This window comes from Pilosibacter rotomagensis (assembly GCF_045062245.2).
In the GTDB taxonomy this organism is placed as follows: domain Bacteria; phylum Bacillota; class Clostridia; order Lachnospirales; family Lachnospiraceae; genus Pilosibacter.
In genome coordinates this window covers 1002501-1025439 of sequence record NZ_CM170323.1, presented here as the reverse complement: position 1 = coordinate 1025439, position 22939 = coordinate 1002501, and the positions used below count along the sequence as shown (strand labels likewise).

Below are 22939 nucleotides of genomic sequence, written 5' to 3'. Positions count from 1 at the left end.
AGTTCGCACCTGCAACATTTCGTTTCTTTTTTCACAAGTACAATTCTGACTATCTGCTATTTTTAATTGCATATTAGTTACAGTAAATTTACTACGATTCTATCAATTCTTTTCTCTTTCCAACCTTCTGTATCCGCCATTCCGGAAACTGAACTCCCATCCAGCGCAAAGAGCGAATTATACCGCCCCACCATCTTCAAATGCTTCGGATACAGAAAGACTTTCTCTCTGCAATATCCCGGACACGATTCCGGCAGTTCCTGCTTTCCACGTTCCCCATTTTTACACGCAGCATACAGTGTACAATACTGGGAGGTATTCGTCTGATAAAACGGAACGTGGATGCTGTTCTTTCCTTCCGGAAATTGCTGCCTGTATCCGCAGGACTCCCACTCGTACCGCCGGATCCCGAACGTGTCCCTCAGATACGTCCGGTAAAATTCCGCATTCAGGCTGTTCTCCCGAAAATATCCTGTCTCTCCCTGCTTGTATCCCATCCGTGGATCCTTTTTTCTTTTATTTAACAGAGTCCCCATACACGGCACAAGAACTTCTTTTTCTTCCTTCCATTCCTTCCGCTCTCTCAAAAGCTCCAGCAGACCCCAGTCGTTTGCCGCGATCTCCAGAAATGTCTCCCGGTTTCTGCACCATTCTTCCAGCTCATCCAACAGTTTTTCCACCGGTTTCAGCATAAATTCCCGCAGATATGAAAATGTAACTGTCACAGCCAGACCTTCCGACTCTGCCTTTTTAAAGATCTCAAACAACTGCCGTTTTTCAGGAAACAGCAGATGGCAGAAGGCATTTCCCACATAGATCCGCTCTGGAACCGGCATTCGTTTTCCCAGCTCTTTAGCCCCATTCACGTTCCAGTACCAGTCCATAAAATCGCGGAATTTCATGGATAAATACCGCTCATAAAGCTCCGGACGGTCCAATTCCACAGCAACTTCGATATTCTTCCGTTCCTGCTCTTTATATTCTTTGTATTCTTTATATTCTTTGTATTCTTTGAGTTCAAAATCTCCTGCTGCGATGCAATTTCCCCTTATACCTGACTGATTTTCGATTCGCGTTTCCTGCCTCGCCCTGTCTTCTCCTTCATCAAACCATTCTTTTTTCTGTTCAATGAAATTCTCCGCAAACTGTTCATCCTTTTTTGCCGGATACCCGGTAAGCGCCATTGCAAGCTCCCCGTCCTCGCACTCCAGCTTCAGCCGCACAAATCTATCATACCAAAGGATCAGTTTTCCAGCGCATTCCCGGTATTTCTCCTGCTCCACAAACACCGAATACTCATATACCGGAATCCCCAGTCCATCTTCCACACGCACTTCCATCTCAAAAGAACGGATCTCAACTTCCGTATACGGATCCCCGCTTTTCTTCTCCTGACTCCCTGCCTTCAGCCCGTTGAAACCATCATAAAAACAGATCCGGAATCCCTTTACTTCGCGGATCTCATGCAATGTCCGAAAACAAAATCCTTGTTTCGCAAGCTCCGTGATCCGGATCTCCTGCCCGTCTGCAAATCCCGTCACCAGTCCGAACGGGATCATAAAAACTCCGTTTATTTCTCTCTTCCCTGACACTTTTCGTTCCCCAATTCAAATCTTTTTGCAGCATCATAGCTCACGCCGCTCGTGAATTACCCACCACTTAATTTTGAAGAAATTTGAAGTGGGGGCTTCTGGGGAATCCTTGGACTCCCGTTTAAGAAGTTTGATCTTTGAGTTTCCGCCCGCTCTCAGGCGATCCTTATTCTTACAGGCGTATCCACATCGCCTCTATCATATAGAGCCCTTAGGCTCACAATGTTACATTTACGCATGATATTTAAAGCACCATTGACATCAGCGTTGATCCGCCTTCCAGAGCGGTCCTGATACAGGCCACGGCAGATCCGGCGGCCGGAAAAGACCGGTGGCACAAGTCCTGCTTCTCCATATACGGGCATTTCATCCAGATCCCAGAAGGATGCCATGGAAGTATAGCTTTCCTCCTGTTCCACGTAGCGGATCCCATTCATTTCACACAGATATTTCAGTTTCCTGCGGAGTATCCCGAACGGAATTCCCACAAAGACCTGGTTCATCTGCCTGCCAAGATCTGAGGAGCGCTGGAATGTGGTATTGTAGCCCACGATCAGGGTTCCGATATCGTTCCGGATGCAGTAGGTGACCACCTGTTTCGCTGCTTTACCCATGTAGTCACGGACCTGGTTGTTTCTCTTCCTCTGCAAAACGACCTGACGTCTGGTTGTTTTCTTTCCGTAGTGCTGCTTGTCTTTGACGCTCTGCAGGCAGGTGTTCCGCTTGTTGAACCACTGGTTGATGGATTTTAAGCGTTTCCCATCGATGAGGAAGCTTTCCCCTCTGTTGGAAACGGCCGTCATGAGATTGTCGATCCCGAAGTCGATCGCCAGTGCATGGGTTGGATTCAGATTTCTCTGAGCCGCTTCCACCTGATAGGTGTACTGGATCTCAAAGAACCTGGCGTCTGCTTTTGGGATGATACGGATCTCCTTAATGGTTTTATCTGCCAGGACCGGCGGGATGGTAATGGTGACCGGTTTATGATGCTTCTTATACGCTGCTGAGTACGGAAGGACAAACCGGTTCCCATTCAGTCTTACAAACCCGACGATCAGGGTTGCGTAGCCGTCTTTTGGAAGGTATTTGGGCAGCCTGCAGGATGAAAACGGATACTTCCCCTGCTTTGCCAGTTTCAACAGACCGAAGAAAGACTTAAAAGATCCATCCACTTCCTTAAGGATCTGCTGGGCCATGTTGGAATTCAGCAGCCGATAGTTTTCGGAAGTCTTTAAGATGGCGTAGTTTTTCTCATATGGAAGATACCGGCTATGTTCAAAGTAATGCTGCCGTACCTGGTAGATGGCCTGGTTGGTCAGGTTTTTGGCTGTGCGGCATAATTCCCGTAGAATGAGGAATTCATCTTTGGACAGATGCTTTAGCTGCTGGCATACGGTCAAATACAAAACGGTTCCTCCTTTCCTAATTGGTTCAGAACATATGTTCTGTGTTAATTATAGCACATGGTTTCACAAAAGGGAAGAGAAAGAATTGTAATTGCTTACCGTTTTACATCTGTCTGTGTATCGTTATAGTGGCATTCATCCCGCCACCTACGAGGAATGGGGGTATTCTGCCGATTTTATGATAAACCAATAACGTGCAGCTGTACCTTTTATATAAAAGAATGTGCCTTGGCACATTCTCGCACCTCGCGCAGGCGCTTGCGACAATCTGCATCTTCGCGCGAGTGCGCATTTTGGGCACGTCAGTGCCTTTTTATGTAACAGGAAATTCATAGGAAGTTCCTGTTACATAAAAAAGGACCGCTGCCCCACAGATCTCTCTGCAAAGGCAACGGTCCTTTTCAGCTACAGGTTATTTTCATTGATACCATACACCGCAGGCAGCTTTCACTGTCTGCCGCGCTTCCTTAACCTTCGATCGCAATACGCTTAGAAGTTTCAACCTTCTTCTGCTCAACCGGTTTCGGAACGGACAGGCTTAAGATACCATTTTCAAATTTAGCCTTGATATCTTCCTGCTTTACATCTTCGCCAACATAGAAGGTTCTGCTCATTGCTCCGGAATAACGCTCCTGACGGATATAATGACCTTTCTTATCTTCCTCATCCTTATCAAGACCCTTAGCAGCGCTGACGGTCAGATAACCATCCTTCAATTCTGCAGTGATCTCATCTTTCTTGAATCCCGGAAGATCGATGTCCAGTTCATAGGAACCTTCATTCTCCTTGATATCAGTTTTCATAACTCTCGAAGCATTCTTTCCATACAGCGGATTCTTCTTAGAAGTAAAGAAGCTGTCATCAAACGGGAACATATCATCAAATAAACTCTCTCCAAAAATACTCGGCATATACATAAATCATTCCTCCAATCAGAATATCTGAAATCTATTGTCTGGGAGATTCTGAAAATCTCCAGGACTTTTTGCATCCCTTTGATTTCTTTCTCTCTTCCTTTGTTCTGCATGTACTATAACACATATGATTAGCACTGTCAAGAGGTGAGTGCTAATTTTTTGTGAATTAATTGTGAACTTATTTTTCTTTTTAAAAGTCATTTTTGTTCAAAATCCGCTGGGACAGTGAAAAACTCTCCGGCATCCGATTGCCAATGCAAGACAGTATCCGTAACTCCTGATATCTTAGCGGTTTAAAAAGAACTCTGATACTTTTCGTCTTTGACAAACGTACCATACAGAGTTCTTTTTCTTATCTGTTCTGTCTGTATTCCCAGATTCTTATTTCTCTCACACTCCTCGTGCATAATCATGATCATACATGCATTGGTTTTCTGCAGTAGCACAATGTGATGTGCAATGGCAGGAAAATTTAAAGGACATAAATTAAGAACATCTTGAATTATTTTTCCAAACGCCTATAATATTGATAAGTTATCCATTTTGATGGCAAAACTCTACTATCAACCGTAACGCTTCTGGACAGTTTATTCTATCCTCTAACAGTTACCCCCACAATCTGACAGATATTGTTTATTCCGGATATTTGTCATCTCACAACAAGAAAGGCAGAAGCAAATGAGTTACAGTGTATATCTTCCTAATTATTCCATCGGTGAAAATTGTTACAAGGAACTTCCATACGTCGCAAGAAACTATGGAAAAAAGGCAGTCGTGATCGGCGGTAAAACAGCCATGGAAAAAACAAAAGATGCGCTCCTGGAAGGCATCAAGGGCTCCGATCTTGAGATCACGGATTTCATCTGGTACGGCGGTGATTCCAGCTACGAGAACGGCAATGCATTGATCGCGAATCCGGCTGTCCGCAACGCAGATATCATCTTTGGTGTCGGTGGAGGAAGAGCCTGCGACACCGCAAAATATGTAGCAAACGAACTTGACAAACCACTATTTACCTTCCCGACCGTTGCCAGCAACTGCGCGGCCGTGACTGCCATCTGTGTCATCTACAATGCCAACGGCACCTTCCGGGAATATTATTATCCGAAGCTTGCGGATCATACCTTCATCAATACCGCTGTTATTGCGGATTCTCCTTACGACCTCCTCTGGGCCGGAATCGGCGACGCACTCTCCAAAGAATGTGAGGCTGTTTTTTCCAGCAAAGGTAAGCACTTAAGCCATACTCCGTTAATGGGTGTCCAGCTCAGTAAAGTCTGCACACAACCGCTCCTGGATTATGGAAAAGAGGCACTCGCATCCTTAAAAGCGCACAAAGTCAGCGATGCCCTCATGCAGGTCACTTTGGATATCATCGTCTCCACCGGTATCGTTTCCAATATGACGACTCATATTCCGGATTATTACTACAATTCCTCCCTCGCGCACTGTGTCTATAACGGCTCCACGATCACGCGTCATGGTCACGAACACCTGCACGGCGAAGTCGTATCCCTCGGTGTTCTCTGCCTGCTCACCTATGAAGGCGCGAACGCTCTCCGTGATACGATCATGAAATTCAATGCCAGTATCGGTCTTCCGGTATGCTTCGATGATATCGATATCACCGAAGATGAATTTGATCTCATGGCAGATAGAATTCTTACTTCCACCGAATGGCAGTACCGCCCGCAAGATGTGACCCGTGAGAAATTTATTGCATGCATGAAAGAACAGAATAAGATCGGACAGGAATTTAAAAAACAGACTATGCTCTTATAAATGTACCGTGGAATATCTACATGCTATTCCGTCAGGAAAGTCATTAGAAGCTTTGCACAAGACATTCATGAAGACGAACATATTTGCAGAATTCCGTAAACTCAGAGGTAAAATTAATGAAAAAGTTAGGATTAATTGGTGGAATAGGGCCAGAATCCACCATTGAATATTATCGCAGCATAGAATATGGCGTACAGAAAAAAAGTGGTCAAAATTTCTTTCCCAATATCACCATAGAAAGTCTTAATGTATTTGACGTACTCAATTTATGCAAAAATCAGGATTATGATGGGTTGACAGATTATCTTCTCAACGGTATCAATCAACTTTCTGCAGCAGGAGTACAATACGCTGCTCTAACCGGAATCACAACACATATTGTTTTTGATGCATTATCGAAAGTATCTCCTGTACCGCTTGTTAGTATGGTAGATACCGCAAGTGAATTTGCCAAAGCACACAGATACAGAAAAGTTTGCCTGTTAGGAACTCTTCCAACCATGAACGGAACCTTTTTTCAGCAATCCTTCGAATCTAAAGGGATCGAAGTCATTACACCGGATGCGGCAGAGAAAGAGTATATTGGTAGAAAAATTGAAACAGAACTGGAACTTGGGAAAGTTGTATCTGATACTCAAAACAACTTTCGAACAATTGCAGAACGAATCATTCAAGATGAGAACGTTGACACAATCATACTTGGATGCACAGAACTCCCATTGATTTTCAAAGGATTTGATTTATCAGTTCCATGCCTTAATGTGATGCAAGTTCATATTGATTCACTCATTGATTTAATTATGTCGGAATAGATACTTTCACCAATGCCGCTGTTATTGTGGATTCGCCTTACGACCTCTTCGCGCGAGTGCGCATCTTTGGCACGTCAATGCCTTTTAATGTAACAGGGAATTCTTCGGAATTTCCTGTTACATTAAAAATAGGCTTCGCCTATTCAACTCATTACAATCACCAGCGCGTTTCCCTCGAAGAAATGTACGAAAATGCAATGTCCAAGTTTCGCGAAAAGCGGGCTTTTTTCAATTCAAGAAAGCGCCACAAGCGATCTTTCCTATGTTATCTGAATGCGCCTCAAAAAACAGTTTTTACATCTGTATTGTAATTCCAGCAAGAAAGGATTCCTCACCGGGAACAAGATCGAGATCACCGCCATGGCTTTCAATGATTTTTCGGACAGATGAAAGCCCGATTCCATGATCATCAGATGTACCCTTTCTGGAGAGGAATGTTTTTCCCTCCTGCAAGGCCAGACCGTCGTAAGTGTTTTCAATCTTCAAAAAGTACATATTGCCTCTGGTTTCGCCTGCAATGAAAACGCGGCGCACCCCTTGCTTTTGGCGGCTGCACGCCTCAACGGCATTGTCCAAAAGATTGCCCAGCACCGTACACAGTTCCACATCGGTAAGCGGCATCTGATCAGGAAGATCGAGCCGCACCTGAAATTCTGTCCCTTGTGTCTGCGCCATGCCGTAGTAGTATTCAATCAGCGCATTTACGACGGGATTTTTGCAGAACGCAACATGGGAGTGACCCGATGATGCCGCAACCTGTTCCTCTACCTGTAACAGGAAGGAGCAGATCTCCGTCTGTCCATGTTCAGAGGCCATGCGGTCTATGGTACGCAGATGGTGTTTGATGTCGTGGATCAGCCTTCTGTTTTCTTCCGCTGCTTCAGAAACCTGACGGCTGTATTCGGTCTGCATAGAAAGCTGACGGATGACCTGCTTGCGTTCTTCCTGAAAAATCAGGCTGTTTCCATATCCTTCTATCACATCGCGCCAGAGGGAATAACCGATGGCGGCTGCTATGAAAAAGCTGCCCCATTCCAAAAACCAACCGCCGATAACCGGCTCATAAACCGGCAGAAGGCGATCCCATATAAAGGCGCAGGTTGCGGCTGACGCAGCATAGAAGATCGGCCGGCTCCGTTTTTCTCCTCTGTGAATGGCAAGCACAGCGATGATAAGCAGATAGAGCGCAGATGCCGCCTTATAACAAAAGACCGATGCAGAGAAGAAACGAATAGCTCCAAGGGAGAGATGGGAAGCCATCATGCCATACACAAACGCATATACCAGGAAGGCAGCGCCCACTCCATTACTGATGGCCGCAGGCAGGAAGCCCGGCCTGCATATCCGGTTTTGCAGAACTACGATCAGCCAGGTAACCAGATAGATACAGAACAGTTCCATCGTGTACCAGGGGAATACGGGAACCGCAGCCAGCATATGAAGCACAGGATAGGATGACAGGCCGCACATGGCAAGGCAGATCAGTCCGAACAGGAATGTATTTTTCTGTTTCATCCGGCGGCTGAAATAAAAGGAAAGCAGCGCACAGACAAAGGTAACTGTACAGCTGAACAGGCAGAATGCAAACCGGATTCCTCTGGTTGTATTGACCGCCAGCATCGTTCCGAAAGCAGGCGGATAAACAATCCCTCCGTAAAAGTGGTCATAGTTGCTGACCGCTATGGTGAGTGTCACCGGTTTTCCGCCATGAAAAGTGACCATGCGGTTTTGAACCAATGGTGTCCCCTGTGCAGGTTCCCCCATTTGCAGGATCAGGTCATGATCCAGATAAAGGCTGTAAGCAGAAAACACTTCCGGGATTTCCAGCGCATATGTTTCCTTCCGTTCCGGCAGGAAGAATGTCATCTTGTAAGTCCCGCAGCCATAGGGAGAAGGGTTTGCAGGGCTGGAGAAATTGGTCTGCTCTCCAATGGAAAGGTAGCGCATATAATGGCTTTCATCTTGTATTTCTTCCGGGGTCAAAAGCGCGTCAGGATAAAATGCCCAGCCGGATACCAGAAAGCGCACCGGTGACTTTTGAAGTTCTTCCTCAGAAAGCGCCAGAATCCCATTTGCCGCTTGGGTTGTGTTCTGGCTATATTTATTATTGAACTGATACAGGCCAAGAAAAAACAGGGATGAGCACAGGCAGACCATACATAAGGCAGCATATTTTTTTACCACAGAAGATACCATCTTATTTTCGCCTCCTCCTTAGGAAAAACACACCGGCAGACAGAAGAACCAGACAGGCCGGAATGAAAAAGAATATGGACGACCAGCTGTGCTCTGTGTCGGCAGTCTGTGCCAGGGAAGCGGTATCTTCCTTTCCCACAATGGTGTATGCCCCTGTATGGCTGATCTGAAAGGAAGCGGCTTTCGCCGTATCGTCATAGCCGGTCATGGGAACTTCCACGCCGTTTTCATCACAAAGGAACAATGTGCCGGCTGCCGGGTCATTTGGATAGGGCAGCATGACAGAAACATCTGGCAGGGAGTTTAGCGCAGTTCCATTGATGGAAAACGAAAAAGAAAAACCGCCGTCCGTATCCTTTTGGATGATGACTTCAATCTGATCTTCGTTTTGGATGCCCTCTGGCAAGGCGTCTTTGGGTATGCTGATGGTGATTCCCTGTTTGGAAAAGACGGCTCTTTGCGCCCCTGTTTGCAGCATCATCAAAAAGCGCGTGCCGGAAATCCGGTCAGTGGTTTCATCGAAGAACTCTGAAAAAGCAGAGTTTTGGGAATCTGCGACTTCCTGGGGAACGGTCATAGCGCTTTGCACCGGCTCTTTCCTGTTTTCCGAAAGCTTCCAGGCAGGATCGGGTACGGTAAGCTCTGAAGTGCCGGCAATCGTCTGCACTTCAGGGGGCGGCTGCAAAGCGGTATCTTCCTCTGTATCACCGTTTGCCTGTTTCGATGGGAAATCGTCTTTATCTATATCTATGGAATCATCGGAATCCATTCCACCGTCATTTGTTACAGGCGGTTTTGGAGGCTTTGTGGAGGGCCTGTCTGAGAAACCGTCATCCTGATCGTCGGTATCTTCAGGAGGCGGCTGAATGATGGTATCGGGTGGATTTCCGCCTGCATCCCCTCCATCCCGGTCGCCATCGTGATACCCTTCAAGGACAATTTCATCTGCGTAGGTAAAGGACAGGATGCCGGTCTGTCCGCCGTCATAATCAACCTGAAGGCGGTAACTGCTGCCCGGTGCCAGCAGACGAGTGGCAATCGAGAGCATTTCCTGACCCACATAAACGCCACTTTCCAGACGGTTCCATGAACCGTTATTTTCGGACAGCCATACGCTGATCTCATCCAGTTCCCCTGGCGGTGTGACCCAGGGAAAATAAAGGCTTCCTCTGGCGGCCAGAAAGCAGTTAATGTCCGGGCTGCCCGGGGCCTGAACAGAAACAGGAATTGAGATTTCAGGGAAAGCAATTCCCTCTGCAAACGCAGTATTTGCTGGTGCGGTCAGCCTTCCTGTTGCATAGTACAGTCCCACAGTATTCAGATCAATACCGGAAAAGTCCCATTCCACCACAGCGGTGTAGCTGGTTCCATTTTCCGCATAGCATTCCAGATAGTAAGGGGAAAAGGCAAACAAATTTTCCAGTGTTTCGGTTTCGCTGCCCTGTTGAACCGCAAACGCGTCCGTATAAGGATACCATTGCTCTATGGAAGTGATGACAGCAGGCGGCATTTCTTCCACCCGGACGGAAATCTGAAGCTCCTGCAAGACAGCTTCACCAAAGGCATACCCCTCCGGCAGTTCAATCCGGCCTGCTGCGGTATATTCGCCTGGAGTGGTCTGGTCAATGGCCGAAAAATCCCATACGACAGGAAATGTTTCCTGCCGGATTTCTTCACCTACTGTTACAGTGGCGCAGACGGTTTGATACTGAAGGGCCAGCTGATAAATTTCCTCCAGGTCATCATCAGACGGTGTGGTTCTAAGGGGCAAGGTGAAAGCCGGCAGGGAGAGCAGTTTACCTTCATTTTGTATTTCTGTGACAAGGACGAGGGATGCTTCTTCTGATGCTTCCGGGGTTTTACTATCCAGTGTCCCCGGAGCCTTGCTTTCTAACCCCGGCGGATTCTCCCTTCTTTCATCGGCATTGGCTGGGGTTGCAGTTTCAGCGGCAAATGCGGGGATACTGCCGGTGAAGCAGAGGAGGCAGACCAGACAGCCCCCCAGAATACGCCTGTGTATTTCCTTTATTCTCATACGATACCCCCCATTCCAGAGAAAACATATTGACGGTAGGTTTCCCGCAGCTGTTTTCCATTGCGGAGGGCAATCGGAAGTTCCTCCCCGTTTATCAAACGGAAGGCCTGGCTGTCAACATGGCTGATATAATCCATGTTGATTAGAACGCCCCGGTAGCAGGGCAAAAAACGCTTGTCCTTCTGCAATGCGGCAGTGACTTCCTGAAAACCTCCGCTTACCGGTATCACGCGTTCCGCCGTATGAATCCGTGTCATACGGTTTTGATAATCTATGTATAGAATCTTCTCAGTGGGAAGTTCCAGCTTTTGACGATCAGCCATAACCGAAAGTGTCATCACTTCATAGGGTGGTTTTAGCTGGCACAGCTCCATCGCTTCTTCAAAATCTGCCTGATGGAGCGAAAGCGGCTTCAGCAGATAATAGCTGGCGGACAGGCTGTACCCCATCCGGGCATAATCTTCTGTAATGGTCAGAAAAACGATCTTACAAAGCCTGTTTTTTTGGCGCAGCCTTCTGGCGGCCTCCATTCCATCCATGTTCTCCATATAGATGTCCATAAAGACAAGTTGAAAATTGACCTGGGCGGCAGCTTTCAAAAAATTCTCTCCGTCCTCAAATTCTGTCAGCGTATAGTCCAGCTGATGCTTTTTCATATAATTTTCCAGGCAGACAGACAGTTCTTCTCTGTCCTCTGCTCTGTCATCCACAATCGCAATCTGCATCGTGCCATCTCCTTTGCACAATAATCCAATATTAGTATAACATAAAACCGCAGGAAAAAACTTGCGTCTTAAACAGGAAACCTGCGTCTTAAACAAAGTCGGTTGCATTTCCCTTGACAAGATGCTATCCTAATTATACTACCAGACTTTCCGATGAGAAGGTCTGGTTTTTTTATTTTTAGGAAAGGAGGCTCAGCATGAAAATCGCACTTTGTACGGAGCAGAGAAATGTGGAATGGTTTGAAAGCAGGCTGCGCTCCCTTTTTGATGGGGATGGGCAGCTTGCGATTGACGAATTGTGGAATGAGAACCAGCTTGCCCAGGCGCTGCGGCGGAGCCGCTACCATGCGGTTGTCATCGCCATGACCGGAGCAAAGGGACTGGAGGCGGCCATACAGGCGAAGCGGCTGGCACCGGAAACACCGCTTGTCTGGTGGAGCGATGATAAAAACTTCGCCCTGATCGCATATCACCTGCGTATCCCTGTGTTTCTTTCGGCAGACTGCTCCGATCAGGAGCTATATGAGGCGATAAAACCCATCACAAAATGGAGGTGCGAAAATGCGAATTGCGCTGTGCAGTTATAGCCAGAAAGAAAAAGAAACCGCTTTGCTGATGAAGCTGGGCAAAGTAGACCGCTTTGATAATGGTGTGTTTTGTACCTATGCCATGCAGCGGGATGGACCTTATGATGCTGTGGTGGTCATGGAGGACGGAGCCAGGGGGATGAATTTCTGCATGAGCATACGAGGGTACAGCAAGGATGTCCCGCTCCTTTGGATCAGCGATCAGGCAGAATTTGAACCCCAAAGCCGCAGGCTGCAGGCGGACACCTTTTTGGTAAAGCCTGTGACAGAATATCAGCTGCGGGAGGCGGTATCCCAGCTGCTTCAGAAAACAACGAGAAGGAACGAACCGCGTGAGGAGGATGAATAAAATGATGTGGAAATGGAAACGGCCGGCCGCATTTTTACTGGCGGCGGCAATGATTTTTACGATGCCGGGAGTTCCGGCATCTGCGGTGGAAGCGGGTGCGTCCGCCGTCCATACGGGGTTGTGCGAGCATCACCCGGAACATACAGAGGACTGCGGATATACGAAAGGAACCGAAGGGTCAGCCTGTGAACATGAGCATAAGGTGAATGGCGGCGAAGCCGACAGAGAAGATCCCCTGGGGGATACTGAGGATTGCTACACCCCTGTGAAGAAGTGTATCCATGAACATGACGAAAGCTGTTACCCTGTTTTGGAAGGCAGCGTATCAGAAAATACGGCGACCTCATCTGAAGTAGAGGAGGCCCAGCCGACCGAGTGTACCCATGAATGCAGTGAGGAAAGCGGCTGTATCACAAAAGAATTAAGCTGTCCTCATGAACGCGGCGAGCATGACGAAAGCTGCGGCTACATTCCGGCCACAGAGGGGACGCCCTGCGGGTATACCTGCGAGCAGTGCAATTCCCAGGACAGTGGGCTTGTTCCCGGTGTGTCCGGGAATACTCCGGCGGAGTGCAGCTGCGAAACCCACTGTAAGCAGGGGGCGATCAATCCCGACTGTCCGGTCTGTTCTGCGGAAGATGCAGATCTCTCTGCCTGCAAAGGCACAGAGGAAACCGTCTGTATCTGCACCGACCGATGCAGTGAGGAGATGGTGAATCTGGACTGTCCCATCTGCTCTGCGGAGAATGCAGACTTCTCTGCCTGTCTTGGAAAAGAGGCGGCGGCGCTGGCTGCGTTTGCGCTGCCGCAGGCCGATCATACCCACTGCGTCTGCGGCGGGAATGGAGATGTCAACGGGCACGAACATGACACTGCTGGCACAGAATGGACAAAAACCGATGCCCTGCCTGTTTCTGCTGGCAACTATTATCTGACGCAGTCTGTGTCGGGGAGCTGGACTGTGCCAAAAGGCAAGGTCAACCTCTGCCTGAACGGGCAGACGATCAACGGCAAAATCACCATCGGCAGCGGCGCGACGCTGACGCTGACCGACTGCATCGGCAGCGGCAGGGTTCAAGGCGAAGTGACCGTCAACGGCGGCAAATTTGAACTGTACAGCGGCACGATCACCGGCGGCGTGCAGGTCGGTATAAAGGGCAGCGCCTATCAGACCGGCTCGTCCTTTACCATGTATGGTGGAGAGATTACCGGTAATAAAGCAGGCAGCGGCTCCGGCGGCGGTGTGTTCCTTGTCGGCACGACGAATCAGACCGACCCGCCAAGATTCACCATGCATGGCGGAACCATTTCCGATAACACTGCGGGTGCGTCTGACGGCGGTGGCGGCGGCGTATATGTGGGTGAGAAGTGCAGCTTCACCATGGACGGCGGAGCCATCACCGGCAACAAGGCGACCGCCGGCAACGGCGGCGGGATCTATATCCACTTTAACGCCGGCACAGTTTCGATCTCCAACGCCACGATCACCGGCAACAAGGCGTCCGCCACGGGGAATACAAGTTATGGCCACGGGGGCGGCATTTATTCGGAGAGAGGGGTAACCGTCGAGAATGTGACGATCACCGGAAACAACAGTACCTTTGAGGGCGGCGGCATCTATGGAAAGGGCGCTATTACCCTCACCGATGCTACCGTTACCGACAACTCTCAATATGACGTTTACTACGACGGAAGGGAAAGCAACACTCCTGAGCTCACTATTTCCGGCTCGGTGAAGGCCGGTTATTACGCCAATGAAGCTTGGAAGCTGCCCATTCTTGTATCAGGCGCATTGAGAGAGGATTCGGTCATCCGTGTGGGCGTGCGTGAAGGCATAAATCTTGGGGCCATCGCCGAACCGGCAAGCGGCGTGACGCTCAGCGCCGAGAACTTCAAGGCGGACGCCGCCGGCTGCGTGACCAGCCTGGGCGATGACGGCAAGGTCTATCTTGTGCCCTGCACGCACGAGATGGACGATACCGGCTACACCTGCAAGAAGTGCCATACGCAATTCGACGCGCGCGTGGGCGATAGCGCCTATTATCAGACGCTGACGAAGGCGTTTGATGCAGCCAGAGGCAACACCGTGACGCTGCTGCGGGATGTGACACTCGCAGGAAATTGCTCTTCTTCTTACACCTACTCAGCGACGCTGGATCTGAATGGCAAAACTGTCAGCAGCGAGCGTTATTACATTAGCGTCGGAGGTGGGAACAAACCCAGGACTCTGACGGTCAAGGATTCCGGAACAGGCGGCGGAACGCAGGCGCTCGATGTCACGTTTTACGTTTCCTCCAACGGAACGCTTGCAGTCGGCGACTCCTACACCGGCAAGATTTCGCGCGTGGAGCTGCAGGCCGGCGGCGCATTGGAGCGCTTTGGCGGCGAAATCGGCGAGTTGGTTTTAAGAGATGCTGCGATTGGCTCCACAAGTACGGGCTACGGCCTGAAGCTGTGGAATGGCAATACAAACGCCTGCACCATCGGCAAGTTCACGGATAACATGACGAGCAAGAGCCTCACCGTTAAAGACCTGCTGGGAACCGACTACGCAAAGTGCGAGCTGCACGGCGAAAAGGGCGGTACATGGAGCAGCGTTGATAAGAGCACCAAAATTGCAGAGTTGACCGGCTATACAGCGTACAAGGTGCAGTTCCCGGAGTGCGTCCATCAGTGCGCCGATGACAGCAACCCCGTATGCTCTGTGTGCCACAAGAACCTGTACACGAAAATTACCGCCAAGAGCACCGACGGCACGACCAAGACTGCCTATTTCACGGAAGACAGTGCGCTGGAACACGGCTATGCAGAGGCCATCCAGACCTTGAACGGCTGGAGCAATGAGGGCTGCACCGAGCCGACGCTGACCCTGCTGCGGGATATGTATGCTTTCGGCACCTCCATGCCGCTGACCGGCACGCTGACGCTGGAGGGCGGAACGCACACCGCCAAGAATGTGACGGTCGCTGAAAACGCGAATGTGACCTTTGCCAGCGGCAGCTATCGAGGTGCGACCATCGACGGCACGGCGACGGTGAAGGAGGGCGTCACATTTGCCGACGACGCCACCGTCACGGTGAACGGTACGCTGAACGCCAAGGGCGGTACCTTCACTGGTAATGTCAAATTCAACGGCAGCAGCATCGCGAACATCAGCGGCGGCAACTTTACCAATGATAAGTTGCATGGCGGCGTTGAGTTCTTCAATTCTTCTGTCACGGGCACGATCTCCGGCGGCACGTTTGTCTTCGCGGATTTTTACACCACCAAAGTCAAGCTCTCCGGCGGCACATTTAAGGAGATCAGAAGCTACAGCGACCACAAACTTGCCGACCTACTGGCGGAGGGCGCAGCGTATTACAGAACAGTCGATGATCAGGCTGTGACCAATGATAGAGTGAATACGCTGGAAAATGTCAAGGTCGTGTCGCATACGCACAACGGCGGCACGGACGGCAAGGGCATTTGCAGCATCTGCAACAAGCAGATGACGGCGTCGCTGACCGTCGGCGGCAAGACGAGCTGGTACGCGGCCTTTGCCACTGCCATCGAGGCGGCGAACGCGGCGGACGGTGCAAAGACCATCACGCTGTATCAGAATGTGGATGACACTGTCTACGGGAAGCGGACCGCCTATGAGCTGACCCGCGGGCCGGTGACGCTGGCGACCGGCGGGAAAAGGGTCGATGGTGTGGACCTCATCGCCAAGGGCATTTCTCTGACGGTCACGGGCAGCAACGGAAGCTTCTATGTGACGGTGGACGGCAAAGACGCGGAATTGACCGTCAACGACAAGGATACGAAGCTCGCCATTGTTACGGCGAAGAACGGCGGAAAGCTTTTGCTGAGCAACGGCACCTTCAGCCGTGTGGCTGTCATGAACGACGGCAGCAGCGCCAGCCTCAGCGGCGGCAGCTACGGCGGGATTACGAGCGATACCGGCTATGTCAAGCCCTACGCGCTGCTGGCGAAGGGGTACGCTTACAAAAAAACAAAGGATAACCAATGGCTCCCCAACGCCAATTCAATCCCGTCAGAAGTCACCGTTGAAAAAGCGCCCTTCGCGGTCGAAAAGATCTATCCGAATAGCGATACGAACTACACCGGAAACTCGGCGTTTGCGACGGACGGCAGCATCACGCTGACTGCGGTAATCGCGCCAGAAACGGAGGGCGTCACCTACTACTACTGGTGGGAGCTGTTTGACGAATCAAAGAACGACTGGACCACGACATTCCGCAATGTTAATTCTGCGACGCATACCGGCGGGCAGAGCAAGACGCTCACGATCTCCGGGCTGCCCGTAGACAAGAGCTATCAGTACCACATTTTCGTCCAGTGCAGCAATGGCTACAATTGCTACAGCGAGCCGTTCACCGTGACCCGGCATCAGCATAGCTGGACGTACACGGCAAGCGGCGCGACCATCACCGCAAGCTGCACAGACACGACTTGCACCAGCCCGAACGGCGGCAGCGTGACCATCAAGGCCCCCGCCGAGCTGACCTACAGCGGGGAAGGCAAACCCGCCACGGTGACTGCAAGCAGCGATTGGCAGGGTCTGGCGGCGAGTGGGATCACCATCAGCTACATAAAGACGGGCATGTATGATTCAGAGAAATTGGAAAACGGCGCGCTCCCCACGTATGCCGGTACCTACACCGCCAGCATCACCCTGGGCGAGGCGACCGCCAGCGTGACCTATACCATTGGCAAAGCTACCCCCAAGGCGGAGGACTTCACCTTCACCGCCCCGACAAGCCTGACCTATGACGGCAATGTCAAGAGCGCGACGGTTTCTCCCGCAAAGGCCGGTACGGGCGATGTCATCGTAAAATACTACGATAAAGACGGTAAGGAAGCCACACCTAAGAACGCGGGCGAATACACCGTCAAGATCGATGTAGTCGAGAGCACGAACTATGCTGCGGCCAACGGCCTGACGGCGGATGGCTGGAAGTTTAGCATCACCAAGGCTGTCGCACCCACGATGCAGCCCATAGAGCTGACCGTTATCAACGGGCTGGCAAAGACTTACTTGGTCAATCTTCCCGCGCTGCCGACGCTGGGCGATAATTGTAAGTACGGCTCCATCAAATATGAGGCCTGCAACTTCGATCTGATTGGAGAGGGCGGCTACGCAAATTCGACGGCAATGATCACATCAAACGATGAGTTCCAGTTGACTGTCCCGGCTGTCGAATCTCAGACCGAAGGTTCCGTCGGAACCGTAGGCGTCAAGATCACCACGGACAACTATCAGGACATGCTCCTGACCGTTAAAGTCATCGCGAAGAACAAGATCGTTCCCGTGCTGGACGGCGAGATCACCGCAACGCCAATCACCTTTGGCCAGATCCTGCGCGTCAGCACCATTACTGGCACGATGAAAGACGACGGCAAGCCGGTCGAAGGCACCTTCGAGTGGACGGATCCTAGTACCAAGCCCGACAAAGCCGGCAACTATCAGGCTGAGTGGACATTCACCCCGGCGGAGGGCTATGAGGAATACGCGACCGCGACCGGAACTGTGACCATCAAGGTGAACAAGGCTACCCCCACCTTCAACGCTCCCACGGCGCAGGAAAATCTGACCTATACCGGACAGGAGCAGGCGCTGATTACTGCGGGCAGTGTGACCAGCGGTGGCACCATGCAGTACAGCCTGACCGAGAACGGCACATACAGCCAGGACATCCCTACCGGCACCGATGCCGGAGCATATACCGTGTGGTATCAGGTGATTGGCGATGAAAACCACAACGATACCGCACCCGCCAGCGTGGCGGTCCGCATTGGGCAGAAGCCGCTGACGATCACCGGGGTAACGGCTGCGTCCAAGCTTTATGATGGCACGAAAAACGCGGGCATCACCAGCGTGACCTTCGACAACGTGATCTTGAACCGAGACACAGACTACAACGTGACCGCCAGCTTTGACGATGCCAGTGTGGGCAACGGCAAGAACGTCACTGCCACAGTGACCCTGATCGGACCGGCAGCGAAGAATTACGCCCTGGAGCAGAGCAGCTTCCCCACCACTGCCAGCATCACCAAGGCCGCTGCGCCTGACTTCACCAAGGGAACTGGGCTCGTCATTGTAAACGGCCACGAAAAGACCTACACCGTGACGCTCCCCGCCCTGCCCACGCTGGAAACGCCCAAAGAGTACGGTGCACCCACCTATGAGCTCGGCGGAATCACACTGGATGGCAGCTACTACACCGGCGGCGCGAAGGTGGAAAACGGCAAGCTGATCCTGCCGATTCAGAAAAATGACGTGAAAACCACCGGCTCTGTGGGTACAGTGACCGTAGTAATCAAGAGCACAAACTATGAGGACATCACGCTGACCGTCAATGTCAATGCGACCAACAAGCTTGTCCCCACTGTTACGGCACCTACGGCAAACGCCCTGACCTACAACGGTGCAGAACAGGCGCTGGTTACAGCAGGCAAGACCACTGGCGGCACGATGCTCTACCGGCTTGACAATTCTGAGTGGAGCGAGCAGCTCCCCACAGCGAAAAACGCCGGGGAATACACTGTTTGGTATAAGGTTCAGGGAAATGCAGAGTACGCAGATGTGGCAGAACAGAACGTGACTGTGACCGTAGCGAAAAAGTCAGTTACCGTTACGGCGCTTGATCAGAGCGCCTACACCGGCAGCACCGCGCCCGACCTTGGCAGCCCGGAAGCAGATAAGGACTACAAGGTGGAGGGGCTGGTTGGTGCAGATACCCTGAGCGGCACGGTAACACTGGACTACGCACAGACGCCGGATATGAGCAAAACCGGAAAAACCGCGATCAACATCACTGGTACGCTGTCAAATGACAACTATGAGATCACCTATGTTTCTGGAACGTTGACCGTTTCCAAGCAATCTTCCAGCAACGACGGTTCCTCCTCTGGTGGTTCGGGCAGCGGTGGAGGTTCCTCCTCCGGCGATTCTGACGATTCCGACAACAATGATAACACCAACCAGCCGGAGTACAAGCCTCAAGCCCCTGTAACCGGTGAAACCAAACCCATACAGCCGGATAAAAACGGCAATGCGGCAGTGGACAACAGCTCTGTCCAGTCCGCCATCGACAAGGCCAAACAGGATGCGAAAAAGAACGGCACCACAGAGAACGGGATTGCCGTTACCGTTCCCATCACCTCGGCGGCAGGCCAGACCTCTTTTAACGTGACCATCAAGGCGCAGACACTGGATCTGCTGGTCAAAGAAAATGTCCGGCAGTTTACCGTTGCAACAGATCATCTGGTTTCAGTCAATATCGGCCTGGATACTCTGAAGCAGCTGGATAGCGTCTCCGCTGGTGGGGACATCATTCTCCGGGTAGATAAGGTAGATGCCCTGCGCTCCACCGAGGCCAAAGCCGCTATTGGCACAAGACCGGCCTACGATCTGTCGCTGGTGCACCTCTCCAGCGGCAAGGAGACGCCGATTACCAGCCTGAATGGACATACCATCTCGGTGCGTTTGCCCTACACACCGGCAAAGGGTGAGCAGACGGGTAATCTCTATGCAGTCTATGTGGACGACGCGGGAAAGGTGGAATGGATCACCAAATCCAGCTACGATGCCAGCCAGAAAACGGTTGTCTTTGAAACCGGTCATTTCAGCATCTACGGCATCGGCTACAAGAACCCTGCCCCGGCCTTTACCGACATTACCGGCCACTGGGCAGCAGATAACATCCTCTTTGCAGCCAGCCGGGGACTGCTCTCCGGCACAAGTGACACCACCTTTAGCCCGGGCACCGGCATGACCAGAGGAATGTTTGTGACAGCTCTGGGGCGGCTGGCGGGCATCAACCCGGACAGCTACAAAACCGGGAAATTCACTGATGTGAAAGCCGACGCTTACTATGCGCCCTATGTGAACTGGGCAGCACAGACCGGAATTGTGACGGGTGTTACCGCCACCACCTTTGCGCCGGATACCAACATCAACCGGGAACAGATGGCGGTGATTATGAAAAATTACGCTGCAAAGCTGGGCTATGATCTGCCCCAGACCTTAAAGGCTGTGACCTTTGCGGACAACGCAAACATCAGCAGCTGGGCGAAGGATGCGGTCAGAGCCATGCAGCAGGCGGGCATCCTGGCCGGGAAGAATGGAAATAAGTTTGACCCCAAGGGAACCGCTACCCGCGCCGAAGTCGCCACCGTACTGCGGCGGTTTGTGGAGATCGTCATTGACTCGCAGACCGCAAACGGCTGGCAGCAGAATGACAGCGGCCAGTGGAGCTATTACAGAAATGGGAAGCCGGTGAAAGGCTGGCTCTCCGACGACCAGAAGTGGTACTGGCTGGTCAAGGCTACCGGAATGATGTTTGCCGGCGGCTGGAAGCAGATTGACGGAAAGTGGTACTACTTCTACACAGATGGAACGATGGCGGTGAATACCACCATTGACGGATATACCATCGGCTCGGATGGTGCAAGAAAGTAACCTACAATAAAAAACGATTTGCCGGTATATCAGCGGACAAAGATAAACGCGGTCGGGTATCAAGAAACCCCGCCGCGTTTATTTTTTCTCTTGTTTTTCTCTGGTGTCCAGCATTTTATCATAAAATCGGCAGAATACCCCCCATCCCTCTTAGGTGGCGGGATGAATGCCGCTATAATGATACATAGACAGATGTAAAATGGTAAGCAATTACAATTCTTTCCCTTCCCTTTTGTGAAATCATGTGCTATAATTGATGTAGAACGTATGTTCTGTCCTGATTGGGAAAGGAGGACCTGTTTTGTATTTGTATTTGACCGTATGCCATCAGCTAAAGCATCTGTCCAAAGATGAATTTCTCATTCTACGGGAATTATGCCGCACAGCAAAAAAACTGACCAACCAGGCCATCTACCAGATACGGCAGCATTACTTTGAACATAGCCAGTATCTCCCATATGAGAAAAACTACGCCATCTTAAAGACTTCCGAAAACTATCGGCTGCTGAATTCCAACATGGCCCAGCAGATCCTTAAGGAAGTGGGCGGAGCTTTTAAGTCCTTCTTCAGCCTGTTAAAACTGGCAAAACAGGGGAAGTATCCATTTTCATCCTTTTCTCTGGCATAGCGGATTGAGCTGCCAAAATTCCTGAATTGACTCCATGTATCTTGCATGAGTTTGTCGAGAAGATCTTTGTCCATACTGCCAGCGATCCGAAGGGCAAGAACCGCACCCAGGAAATTGACATCTACTATAAGGGCATCGGAGCCCTGGAAGTATCCAAAGTCACTTCATCAAGGCGAGAATGAGACGTTCGACTGCGACGACCGGAGCAGCGCGGAGACATTCGAACCGTTCGAGCCCGGCAGGGCTTGAACATAGAAAAAAGAGCCATCCATCGGATGACTCTTTTTTCTATCTCTTTGAGAGCACGAGACGGGATTCGAACCCGCGACCCTCGCCTTGGCAAGGCGATACTCCACCACTGAGCCACTCGTGCAAACATACCTTCAAAACCACATATTGAAAATCATCTTTACCGTTTCATCAACCAAACAGACCTTCCTGGATAAGCCCTCGACCGATTAGTAACAGTCAGCTCCATGCATTACTGCACTTCCACCTCTGCCCTATCTACCTCGTCGTCTTCAAGGGGTCTTACTTCTTTCGAATGGGATATCTCATCTTGAGGGGGGCTTCACGCTTAGATGCCTTCAGCGTTTATCCCTGCCAGACTTGGCTACCCGGCCATGAGCTTAGCAGCTCAACCGGTACACCAGCGGTCCGTCCATCCCGGTCCTCTCGTACTAAGGACAGCTCCTCTCAAATATCCTCCGCCTGCGCCGGATAGGGACCGAACTGTCTCACGACGTTCTGAACCCAGCTCGCGTACCGCTTTAATGGGCGAACAGCCCAACCCTTGGGACCTACTTCAGCCCCAGGATGCGATGAGCCGACATCGAGGTGCCAAACCACTCCGTCGATGTGAACTCTTGGGAGTGATAAGCCTGTTATCCCCAGGGTAGCTTTTATCCGTTGAGCGATGGCAATCCCACTTTCATACCACCGGATCACTAAGTCCTAGTTTCCTACCTGCTCGACCCGTCGGTCTCGCAGTCAAGCTCCCTTCTGCCTTTGCACTCTTCGAATGGTTTCCAACCATTCTGAGGGAACCTTTGAGCGCCTCCGATACCCTTTCGGAGGCGACCGCCCCAGTCAAACTCCCCACCTGACATTGTCCCCGATCCAGATCATGGACCATGGTTAGAAACCCAGTAACGCAAGGGTGGTATCCCAACAGCGGCTCATATGAAACCGGAGTTCCATACTCATAGCCTCCCACCTATCCTGTGCATGCATTACCGAATCCCAGTATCAAGCTGGAGTAAAGCTCCATGGGGTCTTTCCGTCCTGGCGCAGGTAACCAGCATCTTCACTGGTATTTCAATTTCACCGGGTGCATTGTCGAGACAGCGCTCAAATCATTACGCCTTTCGTGCGGGTCGGAACTTACCCGACAAGGAATTTCGCTACCTTAGGACCGTTATAGTTACGGCCGCCGTTTACTGGGGC

13 protein-coding genes, 1 tRNA gene and 1 rRNA gene (1 of these 15 running past the window's edge) are annotated in these 22939 nt (G+C 51.0%); 7 read left to right on the top strand and 8 right to left on the bottom strand.

Annotation, left to right across the window (positions count from 1 at the left end):
* Window positions 1–77 precede the first annotated feature (77 nt).
* The 3 genes from ACI3EW_RS04555 to ACI3EW_RS04545 all read right to left on the bottom strand — a co-directional run bounded on the left by ACI3EW_RS04555 (window position 78) and on the right by ACI3EW_RS04545 (window position 3915).
* Window positions 78–1592, bottom strand: coding sequence for a hypothetical protein (locus ACI3EW_RS04555; RefSeq protein ID WP_485663308.1), 1515 nt, complete (start codon window positions 1590–1592; stop codon window positions 78–80).
* 155 nt (window positions 1593–1747) lie between these two features.
* Complete coding sequence (locus tag ACI3EW_RS04550) at window positions 1748–2998, bottom strand: RNA-guided endonuclease InsQ/TnpB family protein (protein ID WP_485663307.1); 1251 nt, start codon at window positions 2996–2998, stop codon at window positions 1748–1750.
* A 467-nt stretch (window positions 2999–3465) separates the two neighbouring features.
* Window positions 3466–3915, bottom strand: a complete 450-nt coding sequence (locus ACI3EW_RS04545) for an Hsp20/alpha crystallin family protein (protein ID WP_117553222.1) — start codon at window positions 3913–3915, stop codon at window positions 3466–3468.
* Between the two features lie 678 nt (window positions 3916–4593).
* Here ACI3EW_RS04545 and ACI3EW_RS04540 point away from each other — a divergent pair.
* Together ACI3EW_RS04540 and ACI3EW_RS04535 are read left to right on the top strand one after the other, a co-directional pair.
* Complete coding sequence (locus ACI3EW_RS04540) at window positions 4594–5697, top strand: iron-containing alcohol dehydrogenase family protein (RefSeq protein WP_117566330.1); 1104 nt, start codon at window positions 4594–4596, stop codon at window positions 5695–5697.
* A 116-nt stretch (window positions 5698–5813) separates the two neighbouring features.
* A complete protein-coding gene (locus tag ACI3EW_RS04535) occupies window positions 5814–6509 on the top strand; it encodes an aspartate/glutamate racemase family protein (RefSeq protein WP_405580198.1) in 696 nt (231 codons plus the stop codon).
* A 294-nt stretch (window positions 6510–6803) separates the two neighbouring features.
* Here the strand turns inward: ACI3EW_RS04535 and ACI3EW_RS04530 are convergent, their stop codons facing one another.
* The 3 genes from ACI3EW_RS04530 to ACI3EW_RS04520 are packed head-to-tail and all read right to left on the bottom strand — an operon-like array spanning window position 6804 to window position 11465.
* Entirely contained in the window at window positions 6804–8705 is a 1902-nt protein-coding gene (locus ACI3EW_RS04530; protein WP_405580195.1) for a sensor histidine kinase, read from the bottom strand.
* Between the two features lies 1 nt (window position 8706).
* Window positions 8707–10740, bottom strand: coding sequence for an LPXTG cell wall anchor domain-containing protein (locus ACI3EW_RS04525; protein WP_118533546.1), 2034 nt, complete (start codon window positions 10738–10740; stop codon window positions 8707–8709).
* The gene (locus tag ACI3EW_RS04520) at window positions 10737–11465 is read right to left on the bottom strand and encodes a LytR/AlgR family response regulator transcription factor (RefSeq protein WP_215703673.1); all 729 of its coding nucleotides are present in this window, start codon (window positions 11463–11465) and stop codon (window positions 10737–10739) included. Before ACI3EW_RS04520 ends, ACI3EW_RS04525 begins: the two co-directional genes overlap by 4 nt.
* Window positions 11466–11662: 197 nt before the next feature.
* Between ACI3EW_RS04520 and ACI3EW_RS04515 the strand changes: the two genes are divergently transcribed.
* The 5 genes from ACI3EW_RS04515 (at window position 11663) to ACI3EW_RS04495 (ending at window position 21675) form a co-directional block, all read left to right on the top strand.
* On the top strand, window positions 11663–12052 hold the full coding sequence (locus ACI3EW_RS04515; RefSeq protein ID WP_118533542.1) for a hypothetical protein: 390 nt from the start codon (window positions 11663–11665) through the stop codon (window positions 12050–12052).
* The gene (locus tag ACI3EW_RS04510; RefSeq protein ID WP_118533540.1) at window positions 12027–12401 is read left to right on the top strand and encodes a DNA-binding transcriptional response regulator; all 375 of its coding nucleotides are present in this window, start codon (window positions 12027–12029) and stop codon (window positions 12399–12401) included. Before ACI3EW_RS04515 ends, ACI3EW_RS04510 begins: the two co-directional genes overlap by 26 nt.
* Before the next feature lies 1 nt (window position 12402).
* Window positions 12403–20865, top strand: coding sequence for an S-layer homology domain-containing protein (locus tag ACI3EW_RS04505; RefSeq protein WP_405580189.1), 8463 nt, complete (start codon window positions 12403–12405; stop codon window positions 20863–20865).
* A 301-nt stretch (window positions 20866–21166) separates the two neighbouring features.
* A complete protein-coding gene (locus ACI3EW_RS04500; RefSeq protein ID WP_243022390.1) occupies window positions 21167–21493 on the top strand; it encodes a hypothetical protein in 327 nt (108 codons plus the stop codon).
* 26 nt (window positions 21494–21519) lie between these two features.
* Window positions 21520–21675 carry a DUF4368 domain-containing protein gene (locus tag ACI3EW_RS04495; RefSeq protein WP_279220241.1) on the top strand — a complete coding sequence of 52 codons (156 nt, stop codon included), beginning with the start codon at window positions 21520–21522 and terminating at the stop codon, window positions 21673–21675.
* 119 nt (window positions 21676–21794) lie between these two features.
* On the opposite strand, the gene ACI3EW_RS04490 is transcribed toward ACI3EW_RS04495, so the two are convergent.
* Together ACI3EW_RS04490 and ACI3EW_RS04485 are read right to left on the bottom strand one after the other, a co-directional pair.
* A tRNA-Gly gene (locus tag ACI3EW_RS04490) sits at window positions 21795–21866 on the bottom strand.
* Between the two features lie 65 nt (window positions 21867–21931).
* Window positions 21932–22939, bottom strand: a 23S ribosomal RNA gene (locus ACI3EW_RS04485) (it continues 1879 nt past the right edge of the window).